Origin of the sequence: Rickettsia endosymbiont of Hedychridium roseum (genome assembly GCF_964028255.1) — a bacterium.
Lineage (GTDB): Bacteria > Pseudomonadota > Alphaproteobacteria > Rickettsiales > Rickettsiaceae > Rickettsia > Rickettsia asembonensis.
On the sequence record NZ_OZ034753.1, the window covers coordinates 188,807 to 206,682 of the forward strand.

Here is a 17,876-nt window from a genome sequence, read left to right on the forward strand (position 1 = left end):
TTTGTTGCATGGATCGAAAAACCTACTCGCTGTCATTCTTAGCTAAAAGCGGGAATCCATCATAAGGCGAGATAAATCGAGCTTTTAATTTCAAAAATTTGCTGTATTTATACTTTTTTTTGGATTCCCGCTTTCGCGGGAATGACATTTAAATTTAGCCGAATCTAAACTAGATTATCAGATTTTGATATAAAATTATCAATAAAATAGTTTAAAGAATCTTCAAATAATTCGCTTAATTGCTGATCATTTTGAAGTTCTTCATATGATAACGATCTTGCAGTTTTCAACTTAAAATATGATTTAATCATTTCAAGAGCAGAATATCTATCGCAGTTATTATTAAGAATTTTATATAACATTTTTTTATCAAAATATGCAGGTATCATTTTTAAATCCTTATTAATAATTTGCTGTTTGTAATAAGATAATTGACGCATAAAAACGATAATTGTAGCTGTAAGACCTGCAACTAAGATAGAGTATAAATTTAGTGATTGAAAAAGCATATTTTTAATATATTTAATTATACTACCAACGATAGTATAGTATTTTTTGCTTTTCAATCTAAAAATGAACCATTACTATATATTACTTATTTTTTTCTTTCAATTAGTTTATTTATCACATATTTATTGTGCTAATAAATAATTAAATGTTTTTTTGCTACAAATTATAAGATTTTTTTTGAAATAGGATTAGCTATTCTTTAAAAAATCTTATTCAATCCACAAAGTGTGTTAAGTTGCACTTCATTTTCTTATTTATCGTGTAAAGCGAAATTTCCTATTGACTTTTACATAAAACAGTATAAGTTTCTTTACAATTTAATTTTTTGTAAAGAATTTATGCTAGGCTACAAGAAGAGAAGGCACAAACAAGTTTAAATAGAGTGCAAAAAGAAGCAATAGGATTACTTTCCATAGGTACATTTCTTGAATACTTTGACCTTATGCTTTATGTACATATGGCAGTGCTTTTAAATGAACTATTTTATCCAAAAGCTGATGCACATGTTGCAGCACTTTATACGGCTGCTGCTTTTTGTTCCACATATCTATTAAGACCTGTAGGAGCTATAATATTTGGTTGGATAGGAGATAATATCGGACGTAAAACTACTGTAGTTATAACTACAGCCATGATGTCTTTATCTTGTGTAGTAATGGCTACTTTTCCTACATATGCTCAAATAGGAGCAGCAGCTGCTTGGGTAATTACCATTTGTCGAATCGTACAAGGTATGTCCTGTATGGGAGAAATAATAGGTGCTGAACTTTATATAACTGAAATAACTACACCTCCTATACAATACCCAGCAGTCGCTATAATTTCAATTTTTACAGCTTTTGGAAGTTTTGCAGCTTTGGCTATTGCTTATTTTGCTACAAAATATGGTCTTAATTGGCGTATAGCTTTTTGGATAGGAGCAGTTATTGCTATTGTGGGAGCAGTTGCTAGAACACATTTAAGAGAAACTCCAGAATTCATTGACGCAAAACGTCAATTGAAAAAAAAATTAGAACAAGCTTTAGAAAAAGTTGAAGTTAATAAAAAGCAATTAGAAAATAGTGCAGTATGGAAAGAAAAAGTTAGTAATAGCACTTCATTAGCTGTATTTTTATTGCAGTGTGCATGGCCAGTATGCTTTTATATTATCTATTTTCACTGTGGGAATATTATGAAAAATAATTTTAATTTTACCAGTGAGCAAATTATTCATCAAAATTTTATTGTTTCAATATTTCAAATATTTAGTTTCATAATATGGACTTATTTAAGCTATTATATCTATCCCTTAACTCTTTTAAGAGTTAAAATAGTAATATTTGGCATTCTTATTTTTCCTTATTTATTAAATATAATAACTACTCCTTTGAGTTTATTGATATTACAAGTTATACTAATTTCATTTTCTCTTAATTATTCACCTGCTATACCTATACTTTTTAAACATATTCCAGTTTTTAAACGTTTTACGTATGCGAGTCTTTTATATGCTTTATCTAGAACTTTTATGAGTATTCTTACTTCATTTGGTTGAGTATATTTTATTAAATATTTGGGTAATTGGGGAATATCAGTTATAACTGTTCCTATAATATTAAGTTCAATGTGGGGGGCTCACATTTTTACAAGCTAGAGAAAAAGGCTAAAAATTATCCTTAAAAGGAAAATATGTTTTCTAAAAATATATTTTGTTGTATTGGTTTAAAGCTAGATATACCTAAATTTTCGTTACATAATTCAATTAAGCGATGAGTTAAAACAGGAATTTCTAAATATGTAGCAAAGCTAATAAAATGTATTAGAGTTTCCTTTATTACTTTTCTAGCTTTCTCAGGTGATTTAGCTGCTAATGTTTGTACATTATGAATACGATCAAATAATTTTATAAGTGCGGTATCATATCTTTTTTGTTTGATTAACAGGTTTAAGCTTTCCTCGGCACTGATTTTTCCATAAGGTTTGATTCTAGTTAAACCCTCTACATGTCTCGCTACTTCTATTTCAAAAATTTCGGTAATCATCTCTTCAGTAAGTTCTGTATCCTCAATAGTATCGTGAAGTAGAGCAGCATTTATCATATTAGAAGTAAAAAGCTTAGGGGCTTCGTCTGCTACAAACTCCGCAAGCATAATCGCTACCTCAATTGGGTGAGAGTAGTAAGGATCGCCTGATTGACGCATTTGCAAGCCGTGATATTTACGGGCGTAGTAGATACCTTTTTTGATTTCCTCTATATCAACAGGATTTTTTACTTTATCGTTTAAATATTCGAGTTTATCAATCAGCTTTTTAGCGTAAATGCAAATTTCAAACTTTTCTTTCCAAGAGCTTATATCTTCCATAAAAGTTATTTTATTTATATTAATAATAGTTGATTACAATTAAAGCAAAAGTTAAAAAATTGCAATAACAAATAATTTTTTAACTTTAAATAGATTAATAACTTTTGATTACATTGTATTTAAACAACTTCATTCTGTTTTATTATTTACTTTTGCTTCTTGTTCTTGCTGTAATTTATACTCTGCTGCTTTTTCTTCTATATAGTTAAAAAAGAAATAACAAAAAGTTAAAAAACTAGTGAGAATAATAGCAAATGTTATTAATATTAACTTAAGCTCTTTCCTTGCATTTTGAGCTTTTAAACGCTTTTCCTCCTCTTCATCTATTATTAACTCAGAGGTTAAAGTTTCTTCTTCTTTATTTTCCATATGTTAACTCTTAAAAATTAGATTATATTATGAATGACAGAGTTTAATTATAATTTAAGAGAAGTAATCTATAGAAGTAATTAAAATAAGTCAATAACTATAATTATTGATTGTAATAATTATAGTTTTATAAATTTAATTCACCTATAAATATAATTATTTAGAGTTAAAAATATCATTAACAGAAAGGAATAACATTATGAATAAAGAAACAATAAAAGAAAAATTTAAAGGCATTGCTAACTAAAGAGAGATAATAATAATAAAAACTCGATGTCATCCCGTGATTTATTCTATAGTACTGGACAATTTTTACTTTATGTCATTCCCGCGAAAGCGGGAATCTAGTCAAATAAAGCTTTATTTGAAAAAAATTATCTAATAAAAAAATCTTTGAAATCAAGATTTTTTTAGCATGGATCCCTGCTTTCGCAGGGATGACATCGAGAGCTTTTTGAAAATTGTCCAGTACTATAGATTTATTCACGGGATCCAAAAAAAATGCCTAAATATCTAGTATTTTAAGTTGTTTTCCTGGATATCGTGGACAAGCCACGATATGACATCTCTCTTTAGTTAGCAATGCCAATTTAATAATGTAGTTAAAGCTATTTACAATGCTTATAACGGTGAAATCACAGAAGAACAAGCACGACAAGCAGCGAGGAATTTTATCGCATTTTGTCAAAAGCTTATAGAGGTACAAACTAGATTAGAAAAGGAAAAAAACAATAAAACGTAAAGTTTAATTGACTTTTTTGGGAAGTTGTATATAGAATCATAACCGGAATGGCAAAATGCTATTTCGGGGCTTAGAAACCTCTTGCTATTATGGTTATGCATCAGCCATTATATGGTGCAATCCTCAGCACTTATGGTTGGGGATGACGATAGACATGTCCAGAGCTTAGGGGTTACTTTGAGCTTAAAATCTATTGTGAACTGTTAGTAGCGGTTTTTCTAACTCCCCAACCACCATAAAATATTTTGTGGTGGTTAGAACTTAAAAATCTAAGTTTAACTAAACGGGGTAAATCAAAATGACTTCCACTAAAAAAATAATAATCTTTCTAACACCACTCTCAAATTCTGAAAATCGTAAGCGTCGTAGAGAACTCCTTAATTCATATTGTCGGCAAAATAATTTCACTATATTAAAAATCTTAGAGCAAAGCTCATTTGATCATGCTATTTTAAGAGAGCTAGTTGCTCAAATCTTACACGAGCCTAAAGGAACCATTACTGCTTTTATTGAAGATAAATTATTAAATACTCCAAACAGTATAGTTCTCTTTTCAGTAATTGGGACTTTATATTTACTTGGACTGATTAAAACGGAAATATATAATAAATCTTATACTGAGTTAAAACTTTGTGGTTCAATACTTGATGATTTTTTAAGTATTGCGACCTTTAATCTTAATTTTTATATTCCAGGATAAATTATAGTATGCTAAGATATTGCTTTTAAAAATAAGTGATTATTAGTGTCAAAATTTTCTTTTAATATTCATCATCAGAATAAAAAAGCTAGAAGCGGTGTTATCACAACCGTACACGGTGAGATTCGTACCCCTGCTTTCATGCCGGTCGGGACTAGAGGAACCGTTAAGGCAATACTGCCTGAATCAGTAGCTGAAACCGGAGCGGATATATTACTCGGAAATACTTACCATTTAATGCTGCAGCCGACTGCCGAGCGTATAGCACACCTTGGCGGTTTGCATAAATTCATGAATTGGGATAAGCCGATATTAACCGATTCCGGCGGTTTTCAGGTAATGTCGTTATCGAAGTTACGCAAGATAACCGAAGAAGGAGTAAGTTTCAGCTCTCATATTAACGGTGATAAATATATGTTAACGCCTGAGCGTTCTACCGAAATACAATATCTGCTCGGTAGTACCATTACTATGGCTTTTGATGAATGTACGCCTTACCCTGTAACCTTTGAAGAAGCTAAAACTTCTATGCAGCTTACGACTAGATGGGCAAATAGATCACGTAATGCTTTTGTTAAGCGGGAAGGCTACGCACAATTCGGTATTATTCAAGGTAGTGTTTACGAAGAATTACGTGAGCAGTCAGCTAAAGATTTAGTAGAACTCGATTTTGAGGGCTATGCTATAGGCGGGCTTGCAGTAGGTGAGGGGCAAGAGCTTATGTTTAAAGTACTTGATTATGCTCCTAATTTTCTGCCGCAAAATAAGCCGCGTTATTTAATGGGAGTCGGTAAGCCTGCTGATATTATCGGTGCGGTTAACAGAGGTATAGATATGTTTGACTGTGTAATCCCAACACGTTCAGGTCGTAATGGTCAGGCTTTTACCAAATACGGCACGGTAAATATCCGCAATAGCAAATACGCAGATGATAACGAGCCGTTAGAGCATGATTGCCTATGTCCTGCTTGTAAAAACTATAGTAAAGCTTATTTGCATCATTTAGTTAGAATCGGTGAGATACTTGGCTCTATGCTAATGACTTGGCATAATCTTACATATTTTCAAAGCCTCATGAGTCGCATTAGAGAATATATTAAACTAGGTAAAGATTTTGATTTTGATTCTTAAGATGGTTTGTTTTATCATATGACCTAGAAAAACCTGTTCGATGTCATTCCCGCGTAGGCGGGAATCCAGTAATAAAAAGGTGTATACACAGTAAGTTTTTAAAATTAAAAGCGGAGGTTATCTCGCTTTGCCCTAGATTCCCGCCTACGCGGGAATGACATAAAAGAGTCATTCAACAAAGTCACTTAAAAAACATGAATTACTAATGCAAAATATTGATTTAATATCTGAAGAAGAAGCAAAAAAATTACTAGAAGAACTCAGCTGTAAAATAGCAGCGTATAATCATGCTTATTACATAGAAGATAATCCTTTAGTTTCAGATGCCGAGTATGATCAGCTATTTAATACCAATCTAAAGCTAGAGCAGAAATTTCCCCATTTAGTTTTAGAAAATAGTCCTAGCAAAAAAGTAGGAGCTAAAATAGCAAATAAATTTGCTAAAGTTACGCATCAAGCACCTATGCTATCTCTTAGTAATGTTTTTGATGAGCAAGATGTAAGAGATTTTATAGACCGCATTAAAAACTTCTTACGTCTTGATGAGTTTGCTCCTATCTTTTGTGAGCCTAAAATAGACGGTTTGTCTTTTTCTGCTATTTATAAAAACGGGCTACTTATAACGGGAGCTACAAGAGGTGACGGATATGTCGGTGAAGATATAACGGCAAATATTAAAACAATCAAAAATTTTCCTCATAAAATAGATAATGCTCCGGAGTTTTTAGAAGTACGCGGGGAAATTTATATTGAAAAACAAGATTTTTTAAACCTAAATGAAGAACAAGAAGAGCAGGGCAGAGATAAATTTGCTAACCCCCGTAATGCTGCTGCCGGTTCGCTTCGTCAGCTTGATGCTTCTATTACGGCTCAAAGACCGCTCAAATATTTTGTTTATTCAGGAGGAGTAACTGAGCAGAATCTCGCTTCTTCACAAGATCAATTACTTATAAAGTTAAAAGAATTCGGTTTTAGTGTTAATGAAATATCTAAGCTTACAAATTCCGAAGAAGAAATTTTCACCTTTTATGAATATCTCAAAACAAATAGAGAAAAATTACCTTATGAAATTGATGGAGTAGTATATAAGCTAAATGATTTTGTACTGCAAAATAGAATGGGGTTTATCGCTAGATCTCCAAGATTTGCTACCGCTCATAAATTTCCTGCAATAATAGGGCAAACGAAGCTGCTTTCTATTACGGTGCAGGTCGGTAGAACCGGTACTTTAACGCCGGTAGCCGAGCTTGAACCTATAGAAATAGGCGGGGTAACCGTTAGCAGAGCAACGCTGCATAATTTTCAGGAAATCATGCGAAAAGACGTACGGATTGGTGATTATGTATTTCTGCAGCGTGCCGGTGATGTTATTCCTAAAATCATGGGAGTTGATTTTGATAAACGCCCTAATGATACCGCACCGTTTGATACTCCTTTATTTTGCCCGTCATGTAATTCTAAGTTGCATTATGTGCCTGAATATATTATTATACGCTGTGATAACGGTCTTAACTGTCCTGCTCAGAATTATGAGCGTATCCGTCATTTTGTATCGAAAAATGCTATGGATATTGAAGGGCTTGGACGTAAGCAAGTTGAGTTTTTAATAGATAAGGGATTAATTAGCAATCCACTCGATATATTCTTTTTAAAAGAAAAAAATGATTCTAGTTTAACCAAATTAGAGAATATGGATGGGTGGGGCAAAAAATCAGTAGAGAATCTTTTTAAAAATATCGAGAAATCAAAGAACGTTAGCTTACCAAGATTCATATATGCTCTGGGTATAAGGCATATCGGTGAACAAAACGCTAAATTGCTTGCTAGAGAATTTGGCAGCTATGCTAATTTTATAGCTCAAGTGGAATTGCTTAGCAACAATGATCCTGATATTTATCAGAAATTAAATGATTTAGAGGGTATCGGCGATAAGATTCTAGTAGATATTATTGATTTTTTTGATATTAAAGAAAATACCACGCTTATCAAAAAACTTGGTGAAGTATTAAATATTGAAGATTATAAAGAGACTAGAGAACAAAGCAGTTTAACGGGTAAAATAGTAGTATTTACCGGTAGCTTACCGACGATATCTAGAGCGGAATCTAAAGCAACGGCTGAAAAACTTGGGGCTAAAGTTGCAGCTAGCGTATCATCTAACACGTATTTAGTCGTAGCAGGCGTTGATGCAGGCAGCAAGCTTAAAAAAGCTAAAGAGCTTAATATTAAAATTATTGATGAAGAAGAATGGCTTGCAATAATAAAAAATGTTTAGGAAAAGCAGCTGTTGCATTTTTTGCCACAACTGCTACTGATGGTAAAGCATATCTAGAGGAATAAGAGCTAATGAATAAAGAAATGGAAAGTCAGATAGTAATTTATCAAGATGAAAATGGGGAAGTTAATGTTGAAGTCAAGATAATAGACGAAACTGTTTGGCTATCTTTAAATCAAATAGTAGAACTATTTGCTCGAGATAAATCAGTAATTTCAAGACATTTAAAGAATATATTTAAAGAAAGAGAATTAGAAGAGAACGCAACTGTTGCGTTTTTTGCAACAGTTCAAATAGAAGGAGAAAGGAGGGGCGAAAGACAAGTGGAATATTATAATTTAGATGCAATAATATCAGTCGGGTATAGGGTAAATTCTAGGAGAGGGATTGCTTTTAGAAAGTGGGCTACTAACTTACTTAAAGAATATCTCATTAAAGGCTATAGCATTAATCAAGATAAAATCACTCAAAAGAAATTAAATAATCTACAACAAGCAGTAGAACTATTAACTAATACTTTGATAAATCAAAATTTGGTAAATAGTACAGGACAAGAATTAATTAACCTTATAAAGAATTACTCTAAAACATGGAAGATATTAGTTAAATATGATGAAGACAAATTAAATCCACCGACAAAATTACAGTTAGAAACTAATGGATTATTAAGCTACCAAGAATCTTTAGAAGCAATTAAAAAATTAAAGCAAGAATTAGGCAAACAAGAGGATGCAGAAATAAGTAATTTATTTGGAGCTGAAAGAGACAATAGTTTTAAAGGAATTTTAGGTAATATTGATCAAACTTTTGAAGGTAAATCTTTATATAACTCGGCAGAAGAAAAAGCAGCTCATTTGTTGTATTTCATAATATAAAGAGATCATCCATTTAGTGATGGTAATAAAAGAATAGGTTGTTTACTTTTTTTACTTTATCTTACCAAAGCAAATATTGGGTTAAAAAATATTGGAGTAAGTGCTATGACATCACTAGCATTACTTATTGCAGAAAGCGATCCTATACAGAAAGAATTAATGATTAACTTAATTATGAATTTAATAAATGATTAGTTTTATGGCTAGTAAAGCTCAATTAATATGGGTAGAAATTAAGAATTACTTACGTGAATTAAAAGAAAATAGAGAAGATGCAGAAATTGCTTTAGCAAGAAGAAATAATAATAGTGATAAACTTCTTACTTCAGAAAAAGCAACAGAATTGTTAAAAAAGAAATACGGTTTATAATTTTGAACTATCGTCATATTTACCATGCAGGCAATTTTGCTGATATAGTCAAACATTTAGTGCTAATTAGCATTTTAGAACAGCTTAAGAAAAAAGAAAAGCCTTTTGCGGTTTTAGATGCTTTTGTGGGTCTTGGTCTTTACGATTTAAACTCAGAGGCGGCTTCTAAGACTTTAGAGAGTAATAACGGCATTGACAAATTATTGAAGCTTACAGACCCTATTCCTGAACTTCTAAAAGTTTTTTTAAATATAGTAAATCTAGCAGGTCTTAATCATTATCCCGGTTCACCTTTTATAATTAAACAATTATTACGACCGAATGATCGTTTAATTGCCTGTGAGCTTCATCCAAGCGATTACTTGAGTTTAAAAAAACTACTACCGAATAATACGCATAATATAGATGCGTATAATGCGATTAAAGCTTTTCTACCGTTTAAAGAGAATAGAGGGTTAATTTTTCTTGATCCGCCTTTTGAGGTCAAAAATGAGTTTCAAAAACTACTCGAAGCTCTTAAAAAAATTAAGCTACGAGTTCTTAATAATCCCGTCTTAATTTGGTATCCTATAAAAGATTTACCTTTAGTCCGTGATTTTTTACCACAACTACAAGAATATCGGATTTAAAGAAACTATAATTATTGAATATGAGCTTTTAAATAGTGATAAAAATATGGTAAAGTGTGGGTTAATGTTAATTAATCCTCCAAATATAAAAGAGGAATTAGAAAAATTAACGGAATATTTAAGCAACCTTCTTAATTTAAAATTTACGTATTATACTCGTTGAACTTGAAAAATTGGCTTCGTTATTTTTTGCTTTTAATCCTCACGACTAGTATGTACGCTGCGGTTAAAAGCTTCAAAATGCCTTGCTCTTTTCCAAGTTGAACTTCGTATATCAACTCTTCATTTCACAGGAGTATAGTGATCTTTAATGTCTCTTCAAAAATATATCTTTTTACTGTTTATAGTTTTTCTTGTTCAAGGTTGCAGCAGTATTAAAGAATCTAGTGATACTACATTACTTTCTACGACTTCATCTCAATTAAAGCAAAAATATAAAATCAGTCATGCAAATTTAGTAGTACAGTATGATTTAACAAATAAAAATAGCAAATGTATATATGCAAAAAACTTAGGTCTAATAATTAATAACCCTAAACAAAATAAGATTTTTCTACAAAAATTCCATAATAAAAATCCGGCAGAATTTAATAAAGCAGCCGAAATAAAAATAGCTGATATAAAGACAGTTGTAACAAAGCTAAATTCAAAATATAAGTTTCTCTCTAAACCGGAAGCTAGCTATTTTGCAAAAAAACAAACTCATAGGAATAACATCTCGGAATTAACCAAACTTGATAGAATAATTAGCACGATTCCGCTTATGATGCCGGAATACGAGCCAAAAATTACTAGCCATTACGGAACTAGGAACAGTCCTCATAAAAAGAAAAGAAAAAAGAAATGTTTCCATAGCGGTATTGATTTGCAAGCTAAAAAAGCAGCACCGATATATGCAGCAGCAAGCGGAATTGTTATAAAAGCCGCTAGAGCATCTGATTACGGGAATTTTGTTGAGATTAAACATGGACGCAAATTTGTTACGAAATATGCTCATTTAAAGGAAATGTCAGTTAAGGAAGGAAATAAAATTAAGCGGGGTCAATTTATCGGTATACAAGGAAAAACCGGTAATGCTACGGGTGAGCATTTGCATTTTGAAATTCTACTAGACAACAAAGCAATCAATCCGTTTGACTTTATTTTTAATTGCCGTAAATGTTGATAAATAGGTTTTATTGTATAGTTTCATGTCATTCCCACGTAGCATTGTTGCGTGGATCAATTTCACCTCTGTCATCCCGTGGCTTGACCACGGGATCCAGTTAAAATACTAAAATTATTAGTATTTTTTATTGTTTTTATGGACCCCGTGGTCAAGCCACGGGGTGACACAGTGGGTTTTACCGGTCCACGCAACAATGCCACGTGGGGATGACATAGAGTAGTTTTTTTGAGCCACTCAACAACACGAATATTAACCTAATTTATATTAATATGATCAAACTTTTATATCCTGAATTTTGGCAGAAGCGAAATATTATAGCTTATTTGCTTTTGCCGGTAAGCTTGATATATCAATTTTTAGGCTATTTACGAGCTAGTTTAGCACGTCCTATTATGTTGCCTGCTAAAGTTATTTGTGTCGGTAATTGTAGCGTAGGAGGTACGGGTAAGACACAGATAGTAATGTATCTAGCCAAATTACTGAGAGCTAAAAATGTAAGTTTTGTAATAGTAACTAAGGCTTATGGTAGTAACCTTAAAAGTGCCACTACCATACATCAAGGACATACAGCATTAGAGGTAGGAGATGAATCTATAATACTTGCAAAGTGCGGAACAGTTATTGCTACTAAAAATATTAAAGAGATTTTACCATTAATTAACGAGCTTAAACCTGATATAATAATAATTGATGATTTCCTACAAAATCCTTATTTTCATAAAGATTTTACTATAGTTTCAGTAGATAGCCAAAGGCTTTTCGGCAATGGCTTTCTAATTCCTGCCGGTCCTTTAAGACAATATCCAAATAAAGCCCTTGATGCAGCTGATTTAATCTTTTTAGTCAGTAGCAATCACGATAAAATACAAAATGAACTAGTGCCTTATACAGGTAAACTAATAAATGCTCAAATCATACCCTCAAGTAATATAGACAAAACTAAAAATTATTTTGCTTTTAGCGGTATCGGTAATCCTGAGCGTTTCTTTTCGACTTTAAAAAATTATGGATTGAATATAACCGGTTACAAAATTTTTCCTGATCATTATAATTATTTACAAGCGGATTTAGAAAATTTATATTCATTAGCTAAAGAGCATAGTGCTACCTTAATTACTACAAGAAAAGATCATATTAAGTTCAATGATTTAAATAATAATATGGTCTGTTTAGATGTAGAACTATCTATAAACAACCCTGATTTATTAAATGAAAAAATTTTTAAAAAAGCTCAGATATTTAATTGAGTATTTTATCGTCGTTATATTCCTTAAAGTAATAGGAATATTCGGTGTAGATAAAGCGGCAGATATTTGTAGTTTCATAGCAAGAAAAGTCGGTATATTATTCGCCGTTAATAAAATTGCTAGACGAAATATTAAAGCAGTATTCGGCGATATGTGTGATGTTGAAAAAATCATAGATCAAACTTGGGATAATTTCGGCAGATTTATAGGCGAGAGTGCTTATGTTAATAAAATGAGTGAAACCGAGTTAGAAAATAGAGCCGAGATAATAGGTATTGAGAATATTAAAAAGCTAGGAGGGCAACCCTTTTTATTATTTAGCGGTCACTTTGCCAATTGGGATATCGGTCTTAATCTTCTGCATAAATCTTATCCGAAATTTGCCGTAATTTATCGTAAAGCAAATAACCCGTATGTTAATAAGCTAATTAATGAAAGTCGGGCTAGTGATAAATTGAGGCTTATACCGAAAGGTCCTGACGGTAGCAGAGCTTTAGTTAGGGCTATCAAGGAGAGTGAATCTATTGTTATGCTTGTTGATCAAAAAATGAACGATGGAATTGAAGTGCCTTTTTTAGGATATCCTGCTATGACTGCAAACGCCATAGCTAAAATTGCTTTGCAGTATAAATATCCAATTATACCTTGCCAAATCATTAGAACTAAAGGCAGTTATTTTAAAGTAATAGTTCACCCGCAATTAAAGTTTGAGCAAACCGGTGATAATAAAGTTGATTGCTATAATATTATGCTTAATATTAATCAAATGCTAGGAGCATGGGTTAAGCAAAATCCTTCTCAATGGTTCTGGTTTCACAATAGATGGAAGAAATAATTTATACTAGTTTAATTTGAAAAATTGGGATTGTGGCATGAATCGGCTTTCCGTCATTGCGAGCAGGGATTGTTGTGTGGATCAGAAAACCTACTCGATGTCATTCCCGCTTCCGCGGGAATGACATCAGTATCCTAGCAACAACCCACTACTGCTTAAGAAAGCATAGTCCGTAATTTTTCAAGTACTTCTTGGGCGTGATTTTTAGCATTTACCGAACGCCAAATATGTCTAACGATGCCTTCCTTATCAAGCAAAAACGTAGCTCTCTCAATGCCCATATATTTTTTGCCGAACATCGATTTTTCTACCCATACCCCTAATTGTTCGCATAAGTTTGAATTTGCATCGGATGCTAAGTCAAATCCCAAGCCGTATTTTTCTTTAAATTTATCATGAGAATCGAGTTTATCTTTAGATACTCCGATAACTACCGTACTAAGCTTATCGAATTCCGGTTTTAGCCTATTAAAATCTTGTGCTTCAATAGTACATCCAGGCGTATCGTCTTTCGGATAAAAATATAATACTATGAATTTTCCTTTTAAATCCGATAGTTTAATTATTTTATCGTTACCTATGTGCAGCGAAAAATCAGGAGCTTTTTTTCCTAGTTCTAATGTCATAACATCCTCAAATTTATTTTATATAATAACTATATATTAAATAGGTATTTTTTAAAATTGCTTTTTAAGATTATATTATTTATGATTCTGAATATATAATATTTAAGTTTAACTTTTATTAACTATTTTCAAAAAGAGGTGTTATGAGAACTATAGGTGAAGCACTTGAAGAATTACATAAAAACCTTAAGAATTCTGCTGAAATTATTACTGCCGACTTTAATAAAAAATGTCATGAAGTAGCAGATAAATTATCCGTCAAAATTAATGATTTAGAGGAATATGCTAAGGATAGTAAAGACCACTCTTTAGAAACTATAAAAGAGCAATATAAAAGTTTAACGAAAGAGTTGCAGGATTATCAGAAAATTAAAGATGATAAAGTAGAAGAATATAGACAAACTCTTGTAAAAAAACTTGATGATTTAAGTAAGAAAATTGAACAATATAACAATAAATATAAATAATCGGAGAATATAATGAAAAGAATATTAATAACACTAGGGGCTACCGCTACATTATTATTAACACCTAGCATTTTTGCAGATTCGCCTACCAAGGATGAAACAAAAGCAAATGAAGTGCAAACTGAAGAAATAGCTACAAGCAGTACAAAAACAATTACCGAAAATTTACAGGAATTAAAAGACAATTTAACAAACTTAGCCCAAACGGGAGCCGATAAATTTAATCAGACCTTAAGCAATACTTATGATCAGATAGCACAAAGTGTTGCAGAGATAAAAAAGAATGTGAAAGATCAGAAAGATAAAAAAGGTGAAGAACAGCAAAAATCTATAGATGATGTAAAAGCAAAAATGGAAGGTTATAAAAAAGCAGGAAGCAAGAAAAAATACGTCAGCACCTAGTGGATAAATTAGAAGAGCTAAATAAAAATATTAACGAATATAATAAAGAAAAAGCAAATTCGTGATTTTATTTAGTGGGCTTTGGTTCTACCATTGTTACCCCGTGGCTTGACCACGGGGTCCAGCCTTTTTTAATTTTTTCTGGATACCGTGGTCAAGCCACGGTATGACATCATTAAAAAATCGGTATTATTTATGACTATTACCAAAGAAAAAATTTCAGCTATGTTAAGCTCCAAATTGGGTTTTTCAAATAATTTATGCGAGGAAATAGTTAATACGGTTTTTTCTAATATTTTAGAAATAGCAAAAGAGCAAAAATTAACTTTAAAGAATTTTGGCAGTTTTGAGGTTAAACAAAAAAATCCACGTCCCGGAATAAATTTTCATACTAAATCACCAGTAATTATAGAATCAAAAAAGAATTTACGTTTTGTCCCGTCTTCCAAATTAAAAGCTTTAATTAACGAACATGACAAACAATAAGCTAACAAAAAAATATTATTCTGCTAGTGAAGTGATTAAGCATTTAAATATTGCTTTAAATCAATTAAGATATCTAGAGACAAAAATCCCTGATTTATCTAATTATAAAATAAATAATAGAAAATATTATACTGCTAATGATATAGAACTACTTCAAAAATCTTGTTACAAAACGAGTTATACGAAGATCAACTTGGAAAAGAGCAATGAGCCTGTAAGCCGAGGAGCGGAGCGTATAATAATACGTGAGCATCCGAGGACTTACAAAGACATTGTCGCCAATTTTTCAAGTTCATCGAGTAGAATTGATATATTACTTAACCAACTTCCATAATTTATCTCTTCAAATAAAAAAAATTCTTGCCGATTCCTCTATGACTTGCGTATAGTACTTGTCATATTACGTTTTAAAGGAAAGAAGGGAGCATATTATGACAATAAGACAAATGGTAAAGCCGGTAATTATAGGTATATCCGGTCCTGAATTAACCGATGCCGAAAGAGAATTATTTGAAGAGCATAATCCTTTAGGTGTAATTTTATTCCGTCGTAATATTAGAAAGAATGATAACGGTGAGCAGGATAAAGAAACTCTTATTAAGCTTATTGCAGATATAAAAGAAGTATTAGGAGAAAATACTATCATCTCTATAGATCAAGAGGGCGGTAGGGTAAAAAGGCTCATAGCACCGACTTTTTATGACGCTCCGGCTGCGAAGGACTTTACTGATCCCCAAACATGTAAACACAATTATAGCAATATAGGCAAAGAGCTAAGAGAAGTAGGTATTAATCTAGATTTTGCTCCGGTAGCGGATTTGATTCACGAAGGAGCAGACAAGATAGTCGGAGATAGAAGTTTTGGTTCAGAGCCGGAAGTAGTCGTACCTTTATGTTTAGCTGCTATAGATGGATTACAAGAAGAGAAAGTCGGGGCTTGCATCAAGCACATTCCAGGGCATGGTAGAGCTAAAGTAGATAGCCATATAGGGTTACCTATTGTTGATACTAGCTTAAAAGAACTAGAGGATACAGATTTTAAAGTATTTAAGGAGCTAGCGAAGCACGATAATATTAAGCTTGCTATGACGGCACATATAATTTACAAAGCTCTTGATTCTGAGAATCCTGCCACCCTATCAAAAAAAGTTATAGACTATATTAAAAATAATATCGGCTTTAAAGGGCTTATTATTTCCGATGCAATAGATATGAAAGCTTTAAGCGGTAGTATGGCAGATATTACCAAAGGAGTTTTAGATGCAGGCGTAGATGTAGTGCTTGAATGTACCGGAGAATTTAACAAAATTTCTGAAGTTCTACGTAGTGTTTCGGAAGTTTCTATGGATAAATTTTCTGACCTGTTAATTGCTTGATGCTGTGTTCATTTATGTCATACCGCGGCCCCGCCGCGGTATCTTAGGACGCAGTCTGTGATGCAAGATCCCGTGATCAAGTCACGGGATGACAACGGAACTACATTAATCTAAGTTAAAATTAATTAAACAATTTTATTGAAAAAATTTATTTTTACTATTAATCTGTTTTTTAATTTTTAGTTAAAGAATTAATTTTATAAATTACTTGAATAGTATTATGAACAATCTTGTGGATTTAAGTTCTAAAAGCTATAGGTAATATTTACTAAGAATAGAGATATATAGAATTTTAGGTAGCAGGAGGGGATTTGATTTGTGATATTATTAATCTGCTTAAAGAAGATTTAAATAAAGCAGATATAGAAAATGAGATATATATGCGTCTTAAAGAACCTTATTCTGTTTTAAAAAAGATGAAAAGGAAAGAAGTGCCGATTGATGCGTTGAAAGACTTAATTGCATGTAGGATTATAGTTAAATCTAAAGTTCTATGCTATAATGCTTTGGACGTAGTTAAGAGTTCTCCGCATTTAGATTGGTTATACACCAAAGATTATATAAATAGACCAAAAAGCAACGGCTATCAGTCTCTTCATAATATAATGCAGCTTTTACACTCTAAACGTAATTTTGAAATACAGATAAGAAGTGAAGATATGCATAAAGATGCTGAGCTTGGTAGAGCGGCTCATTTAAATTACAAAGAAGAACAAGACCGTCATTTGAAAAAAGTTTTTGACGTTAGTAATGACACGATACTTTCTAAAGCACATCAAATGGTGAAACAATTTGAAGGATTAGAAGAGCAAATTGTAGAATATGAAAAAGAAATTATGCGTATTTGGGATACTAAATACGACGAAATGCTAAAATGGGAAAATACTGCTGAAGTGCTAATATTTAATGAAGAGTAGTTTTCTCGTCATTGCGAGGAGGCATTGTTGCGTGGATCGGTAAAACCAACTGTGTCACCCCGTGGCTTGGACCACGGGGGCCAGTTCTTGGTGTCATTTCCACGCTCCTCTATGTCATTCCCGCGAAAGCGGGATCCAGTTTAAAATTTTAGTATTTTTATTTGTTTTACTGGATACCGTGGTCAAGCCACGGGGTGACAGCAAAAAGTAATGGATTCCTGCTTTCGCAGGAATGACATCGGTATCTACGCGGGAAAATAACATAAAGGGCTGGATACCGTGGAGGGGCCACGGTATGACACTGATAAGGCATAACACCAATGTGATAAAAATATAACATTTATTAAAACTTTATAAAAAAACTACAGCGATGCTTGTAATTATATACAATATATAGTATGCTACAGCC

General features: G+C 32.2%; 20 protein-coding genes and 5 pseudogenes. 16 read left to right on the forward strand and 9 right to left on the reverse strand.

All coding sequences use genetic code 11. From position 1 onward, the window contains the following. Positions 1-22 precede the first annotated feature (22 nt). Together AC5587_RS01100 and AC5587_RS01105 are read right to left on the reverse strand one after the other, a co-directional pair. Positions 23-148, reverse strand: coding sequence for a hypothetical protein (locus AC5587_RS01100; protein ID WP_410527711.1), 126 nt, complete (start codon positions 146-148; stop codon positions 23-25). A 19-nt stretch (positions 149-167) separates the two neighbouring features. Continuing rightward, positions 168-509: pseudogene (locus AC5587_RS01105) on the reverse strand (hypothetical protein); the annotation flags it as partial. A gap of 383 nt (positions 510-892) precedes the next feature. Between AC5587_RS01105 and AC5587_RS01110 the strand changes: the two are divergent. After that, positions 893-2,044, forward strand: a complete 1,152-nt coding sequence (locus AC5587_RS01110; protein WP_499162580.1) for an MFS transporter — start codon at positions 893-895, stop codon at positions 2,042-2,044. A 121-nt stretch (positions 2,045-2,165) separates the two neighbouring features. Here the strand turns inward: AC5587_RS01110 and AC5587_RS01115 are convergent, their stop codons facing one another. From AC5587_RS01115 to AC5587_RS01125, 3 genes are all read right to left on the reverse strand, one after another. Next, on the reverse strand, positions 2,166-2,852 hold the full coding sequence (locus AC5587_RS01115) for an HD domain-containing protein (protein WP_499162581.1): 687 nt from the start codon (positions 2,850-2,852) through the stop codon (positions 2,166-2,168). A 129-nt stretch (positions 2,853-2,981) separates the two neighbouring features. Then, positions 2,982-3,221 carry an RP671a family tick cell line-upregulated protein gene (locus AC5587_RS01120; protein WP_039594806.1) on the reverse strand — a complete coding sequence of 80 codons (240 nt, stop codon included), beginning with the start codon at positions 3,219-3,221 and terminating at the stop codon, positions 2,982-2,984. A gap of 322 nt (positions 3,222-3,543) precedes the next feature. Continuing rightward, the gene (locus tag AC5587_RS01125) at positions 3,544-3,708 is read right to left on the reverse strand and encodes a hypothetical protein (protein WP_499162582.1); all 165 of its coding nucleotides are present in this window, start codon (positions 3,706-3,708) and stop codon (positions 3,544-3,546) included. 553 nt (positions 3,709-4,261) lie between these two features. Here AC5587_RS01125 and AC5587_RS01130 point away from each other — a divergent pair. Beyond that, on the forward strand, positions 4,262-4,663 hold the full coding sequence (locus tag AC5587_RS01130; protein WP_410527411.1) for a hypothetical protein: 402 nt from the start codon (positions 4,262-4,264) through the stop codon (positions 4,661-4,663). 45 nt (positions 4,664-4,708) lie between these two features. Next, positions 4,709-5,794 (forward strand): tRNA guanosine(34) transglycosylase Tgt, encoded by a 1,086-nt coding sequence (gene tgt, locus AC5587_RS01135; RefSeq protein WP_499162583.1) that lies wholly within the window; start codon positions 4,709-4,711, stop codon positions 5,792-5,794. Positions 5,795-5,837: 43 nt separating this feature from the next. Here tgt and AC5587_RS01140 read toward each other — a convergent pair whose 3' ends face one another. Further along, on the reverse strand, positions 5,838-5,966 hold the full coding sequence (locus AC5587_RS01140) for a hypothetical protein (RefSeq protein ID WP_410527409.1): 129 nt from the start codon (positions 5,964-5,966) through the stop codon (positions 5,838-5,840). Positions 5,967-5,999: 33 nt separating this feature from the next. On the opposite strand from AC5587_RS01140, the gene ligA reads away from it, so the two are divergent. The 5 genes and pseudogenes from ligA (at position 6,000) to AC5587_RS01165 (ending at position 11,108) form a co-directional block, all read left to right on the forward strand. Continuing rightward, positions 6,000-8,069 (forward strand): NAD-dependent DNA ligase LigA, encoded by a 2,070-nt coding sequence (gene ligA / locus AC5587_RS01145; protein ID WP_499162584.1) that lies wholly within the window; start codon positions 6,000-6,002, stop codon positions 8,067-8,069. Between the two features lie 71 nt (positions 8,070-8,140). Next, a complete protein-coding gene (locus AC5587_RS01150) occupies positions 8,141-8,944 on the forward strand; it encodes a virulence RhuM family protein (RefSeq protein WP_499162585.1) in 804 nt (267 codons plus the stop codon). A gap of 199 nt (positions 8,945-9,143) precedes the next feature. After that, complete coding sequence (locus AC5587_RS01155) at positions 9,144-9,314, forward strand: hypothetical protein (protein ID WP_499162586.1); 171 nt, start codon at positions 9,144-9,146, stop codon at positions 9,312-9,314. 2 nt (positions 9,315-9,316) lie between these two features. After that, positions 9,317-10,106: pseudogene (gene rlmJ / locus AC5587_RS01160) on the forward strand (23S rRNA (adenine(2030)-N(6))-methyltransferase RlmJ). Between the two features lie 147 nt (positions 10,107-10,253). Further along, positions 10,254-11,108: a M23 family metallopeptidase gene (locus AC5587_RS01165; RefSeq protein ID WP_410527404.1), complete on the forward strand. Its 855-nt coding sequence runs from the start codon at positions 10,254-10,256 to the stop codon at positions 11,106-11,108. Positions 11,109-11,144: 36 nt separating this feature from the next. Here the strand turns inward: AC5587_RS01165 and AC5587_RS01170 are convergent. Continuing rightward, positions 11,145-11,308 (reverse strand): annotated as a pseudogene (locus AC5587_RS01170) (tRNA lysidine(34) synthetase TilS); the annotation flags it as partial. A gap of 72 nt (positions 11,309-11,380) precedes the next feature. Here AC5587_RS01170 and lpxK point away from each other — a divergent pair. Beyond that, positions 11,381-12,358, forward strand: coding sequence for a tetraacyldisaccharide 4'-kinase (gene lpxK / locus AC5587_RS01175; protein WP_499162587.1), 978 nt, complete (start codon positions 11,381-11,383; stop codon positions 12,356-12,358). Continuing rightward, complete coding sequence (locus AC5587_RS01180; RefSeq protein ID WP_499162588.1) at positions 12,321-13,193, forward strand: lipid A biosynthesis lauroyl acyltransferase; 873 nt, start codon at positions 12,321-12,323, stop codon at positions 13,191-13,193. The genes lpxK and AC5587_RS01180 overlap by 38 nt, the downstream gene beginning before the upstream one ends. Positions 13,194-13,348: 155 nt before the next feature. Here AC5587_RS01180 and bcp read toward each other — a convergent pair whose 3' ends face one another. After that, the gene (gene bcp / locus AC5587_RS01185; protein WP_410526794.1) at positions 13,349-13,819 is read right to left on the reverse strand and encodes a thioredoxin-dependent thiol peroxidase; all 471 of its coding nucleotides are present in this window, start codon (positions 13,817-13,819) and stop codon (positions 13,349-13,351) included. Between the two features lie 143 nt (positions 13,820-13,962). Between bcp and AC5587_RS01190 the strand changes: the two genes are divergently transcribed. From AC5587_RS01190 to AC5587_RS01215, 6 genes and pseudogenes are all read left to right on the forward strand, one after another. Continuing rightward, complete coding sequence (locus AC5587_RS01190; RefSeq protein ID WP_499162589.1) at positions 13,963-14,286, forward strand: hypothetical protein; 324 nt, start codon at positions 13,963-13,965, stop codon at positions 14,284-14,286. A gap of 12 nt (positions 14,287-14,298) precedes the next feature. Further along, positions 14,299-14,753, forward strand: a pseudogene (locus tag AC5587_RS01195) (hypothetical protein). Between the two features lie 130 nt (positions 14,754-14,883). Further along, the gene (locus tag AC5587_RS01200; protein WP_499162590.1) at positions 14,884-15,174 is read left to right on the forward strand and encodes an HU family DNA-binding protein; all 291 of its coding nucleotides are present in this window, start codon (positions 14,884-14,886) and stop codon (positions 15,172-15,174) included. Continuing rightward, positions 15,161-15,563 (forward strand): annotated as a pseudogene (locus tag AC5587_RS01205) (palindromic element RPE5 domain-containing protein). Before AC5587_RS01200 ends, AC5587_RS01205 begins: the two are co-directional and overlap by 14 nt. A 42-nt stretch (positions 15,564-15,605) precedes the next feature. Beyond that, on the forward strand, positions 15,606-16,550 hold the full coding sequence (locus AC5587_RS01210) for a glycoside hydrolase family 3 N-terminal domain-containing protein (protein WP_499162591.1): 945 nt from the start codon (positions 15,606-15,608) through the stop codon (positions 16,548-16,550). A 311-nt stretch (positions 16,551-16,861) separates the two neighbouring features. Then, positions 16,862-17,467: a RelA/SpoT-related domain-containing protein gene (locus AC5587_RS01215; protein WP_499162592.1), complete on the forward strand. Its 606-nt coding sequence runs from the start codon at positions 16,862-16,864 to the stop codon at positions 17,465-17,467. Between the two features lie 114 nt (positions 17,468-17,581). Here AC5587_RS01215 and AC5587_RS01220 read toward each other — a convergent pair whose 3' ends face one another. Next, complete coding sequence (locus AC5587_RS01220) at positions 17,582-17,788, reverse strand: hypothetical protein (protein WP_499162593.1); 207 nt, start codon at positions 17,786-17,788, stop codon at positions 17,582-17,584. Positions 17,789-17,876 lie beyond the last annotated feature (88 nt).

What these genes read in the sequence shown, in the direction of transcription:
- AC5587_RS01155 (WP_499162586.1), top strand. Translation starts at nt 9,144, where the DNA reads ATGGCTAGTAAAGCTCAATTAATATGGGTAGAAATTAAGAATTACTTA.
- AC5587_RS01130 (WP_410527411.1), top strand. Translation starts at nt 4,262, where the DNA reads ATGACTTCCACTAAAAAAATAATAATCTTTCTAACACCACTCTCAAAT.
- AC5587_RS01200 (WP_499162590.1), top strand. Translation starts at nt 14,884, where the DNA reads ATGACTATTACCAAAGAAAAAATTTCAGCTATGTTAAGCTCCAAATTG.
- AC5587_RS01150 (WP_499162585.1), top strand. Translation starts at nt 8,141, where the DNA reads ATGAATAAAGAAATGGAAAGTCAGATAGTAATTTATCAAGATGAAAAT.
- AC5587_RS01180 (WP_499162588.1), top strand. Translation starts at nt 12,321, where the DNA reads ATGAAAAAATTTTTAAAAAAGCTCAGATATTTAATTGAGTATTTTATC.
- AC5587_RS01120 (WP_039594806.1), bottom strand. Translation starts at nt 3,221, where the DNA reads ATGGAAAATAAAGAAGAAGAAACTTTAACCTCTGAGTTAATAATAGAT.
- bcp (WP_410526794.1), bottom strand. Translation starts at nt 13,819, where the DNA reads ATGACATTAGAACTAGGAAAAAAAGCTCCTGATTTTTCGCTGCACATA.
- AC5587_RS01165 (WP_410527404.1), top strand. Translation starts at nt 10,254, where the DNA reads ATGTCTCTTCAAAAATATATCTTTTTACTGTTTATAGTTTTTCTTGTT.
- AC5587_RS01100 (WP_410527711.1), bottom strand. Translation starts at nt 148, where the DNA reads ATGTCATTCCCGCGAAAGCGGGAATCCAAAAAAAAGTATAAATACAGC.
- AC5587_RS01190 (WP_499162589.1), top strand. Translation starts at nt 13,963, where the DNA reads ATGAGAACTATAGGTGAAGCACTTGAAGAATTACATAAAAACCTTAAG.
- AC5587_RS01140 (WP_410527409.1), bottom strand. Translation starts at nt 5,966, where the DNA reads ATGACTCTTTTATGTCATTCCCGCGTAGGCGGGAATCTAGGGCAAAGC.
- AC5587_RS01210 (WP_499162591.1), top strand. Translation starts at nt 15,606, where the DNA reads ATGACAATAAGACAAATGGTAAAGCCGGTAATTATAGGTATATCCGGT.
- ligA (WP_499162584.1), top strand. Translation starts at nt 6,000, where the DNA reads ATGCAAAATATTGATTTAATATCTGAAGAAGAAGCAAAAAAATTACTA.
- AC5587_RS01115 (WP_499162581.1), bottom strand. Translation starts at nt 2,852, where the DNA reads ATGGAAGATATAAGCTCTTGGAAAGAAAAGTTTGAAATTTGCATTTAC.
- lpxK (WP_499162587.1), top strand. Translation starts at nt 11,381, where the DNA reads ATGATCAAACTTTTATATCCTGAATTTTGGCAGAAGCGAAATATTATA.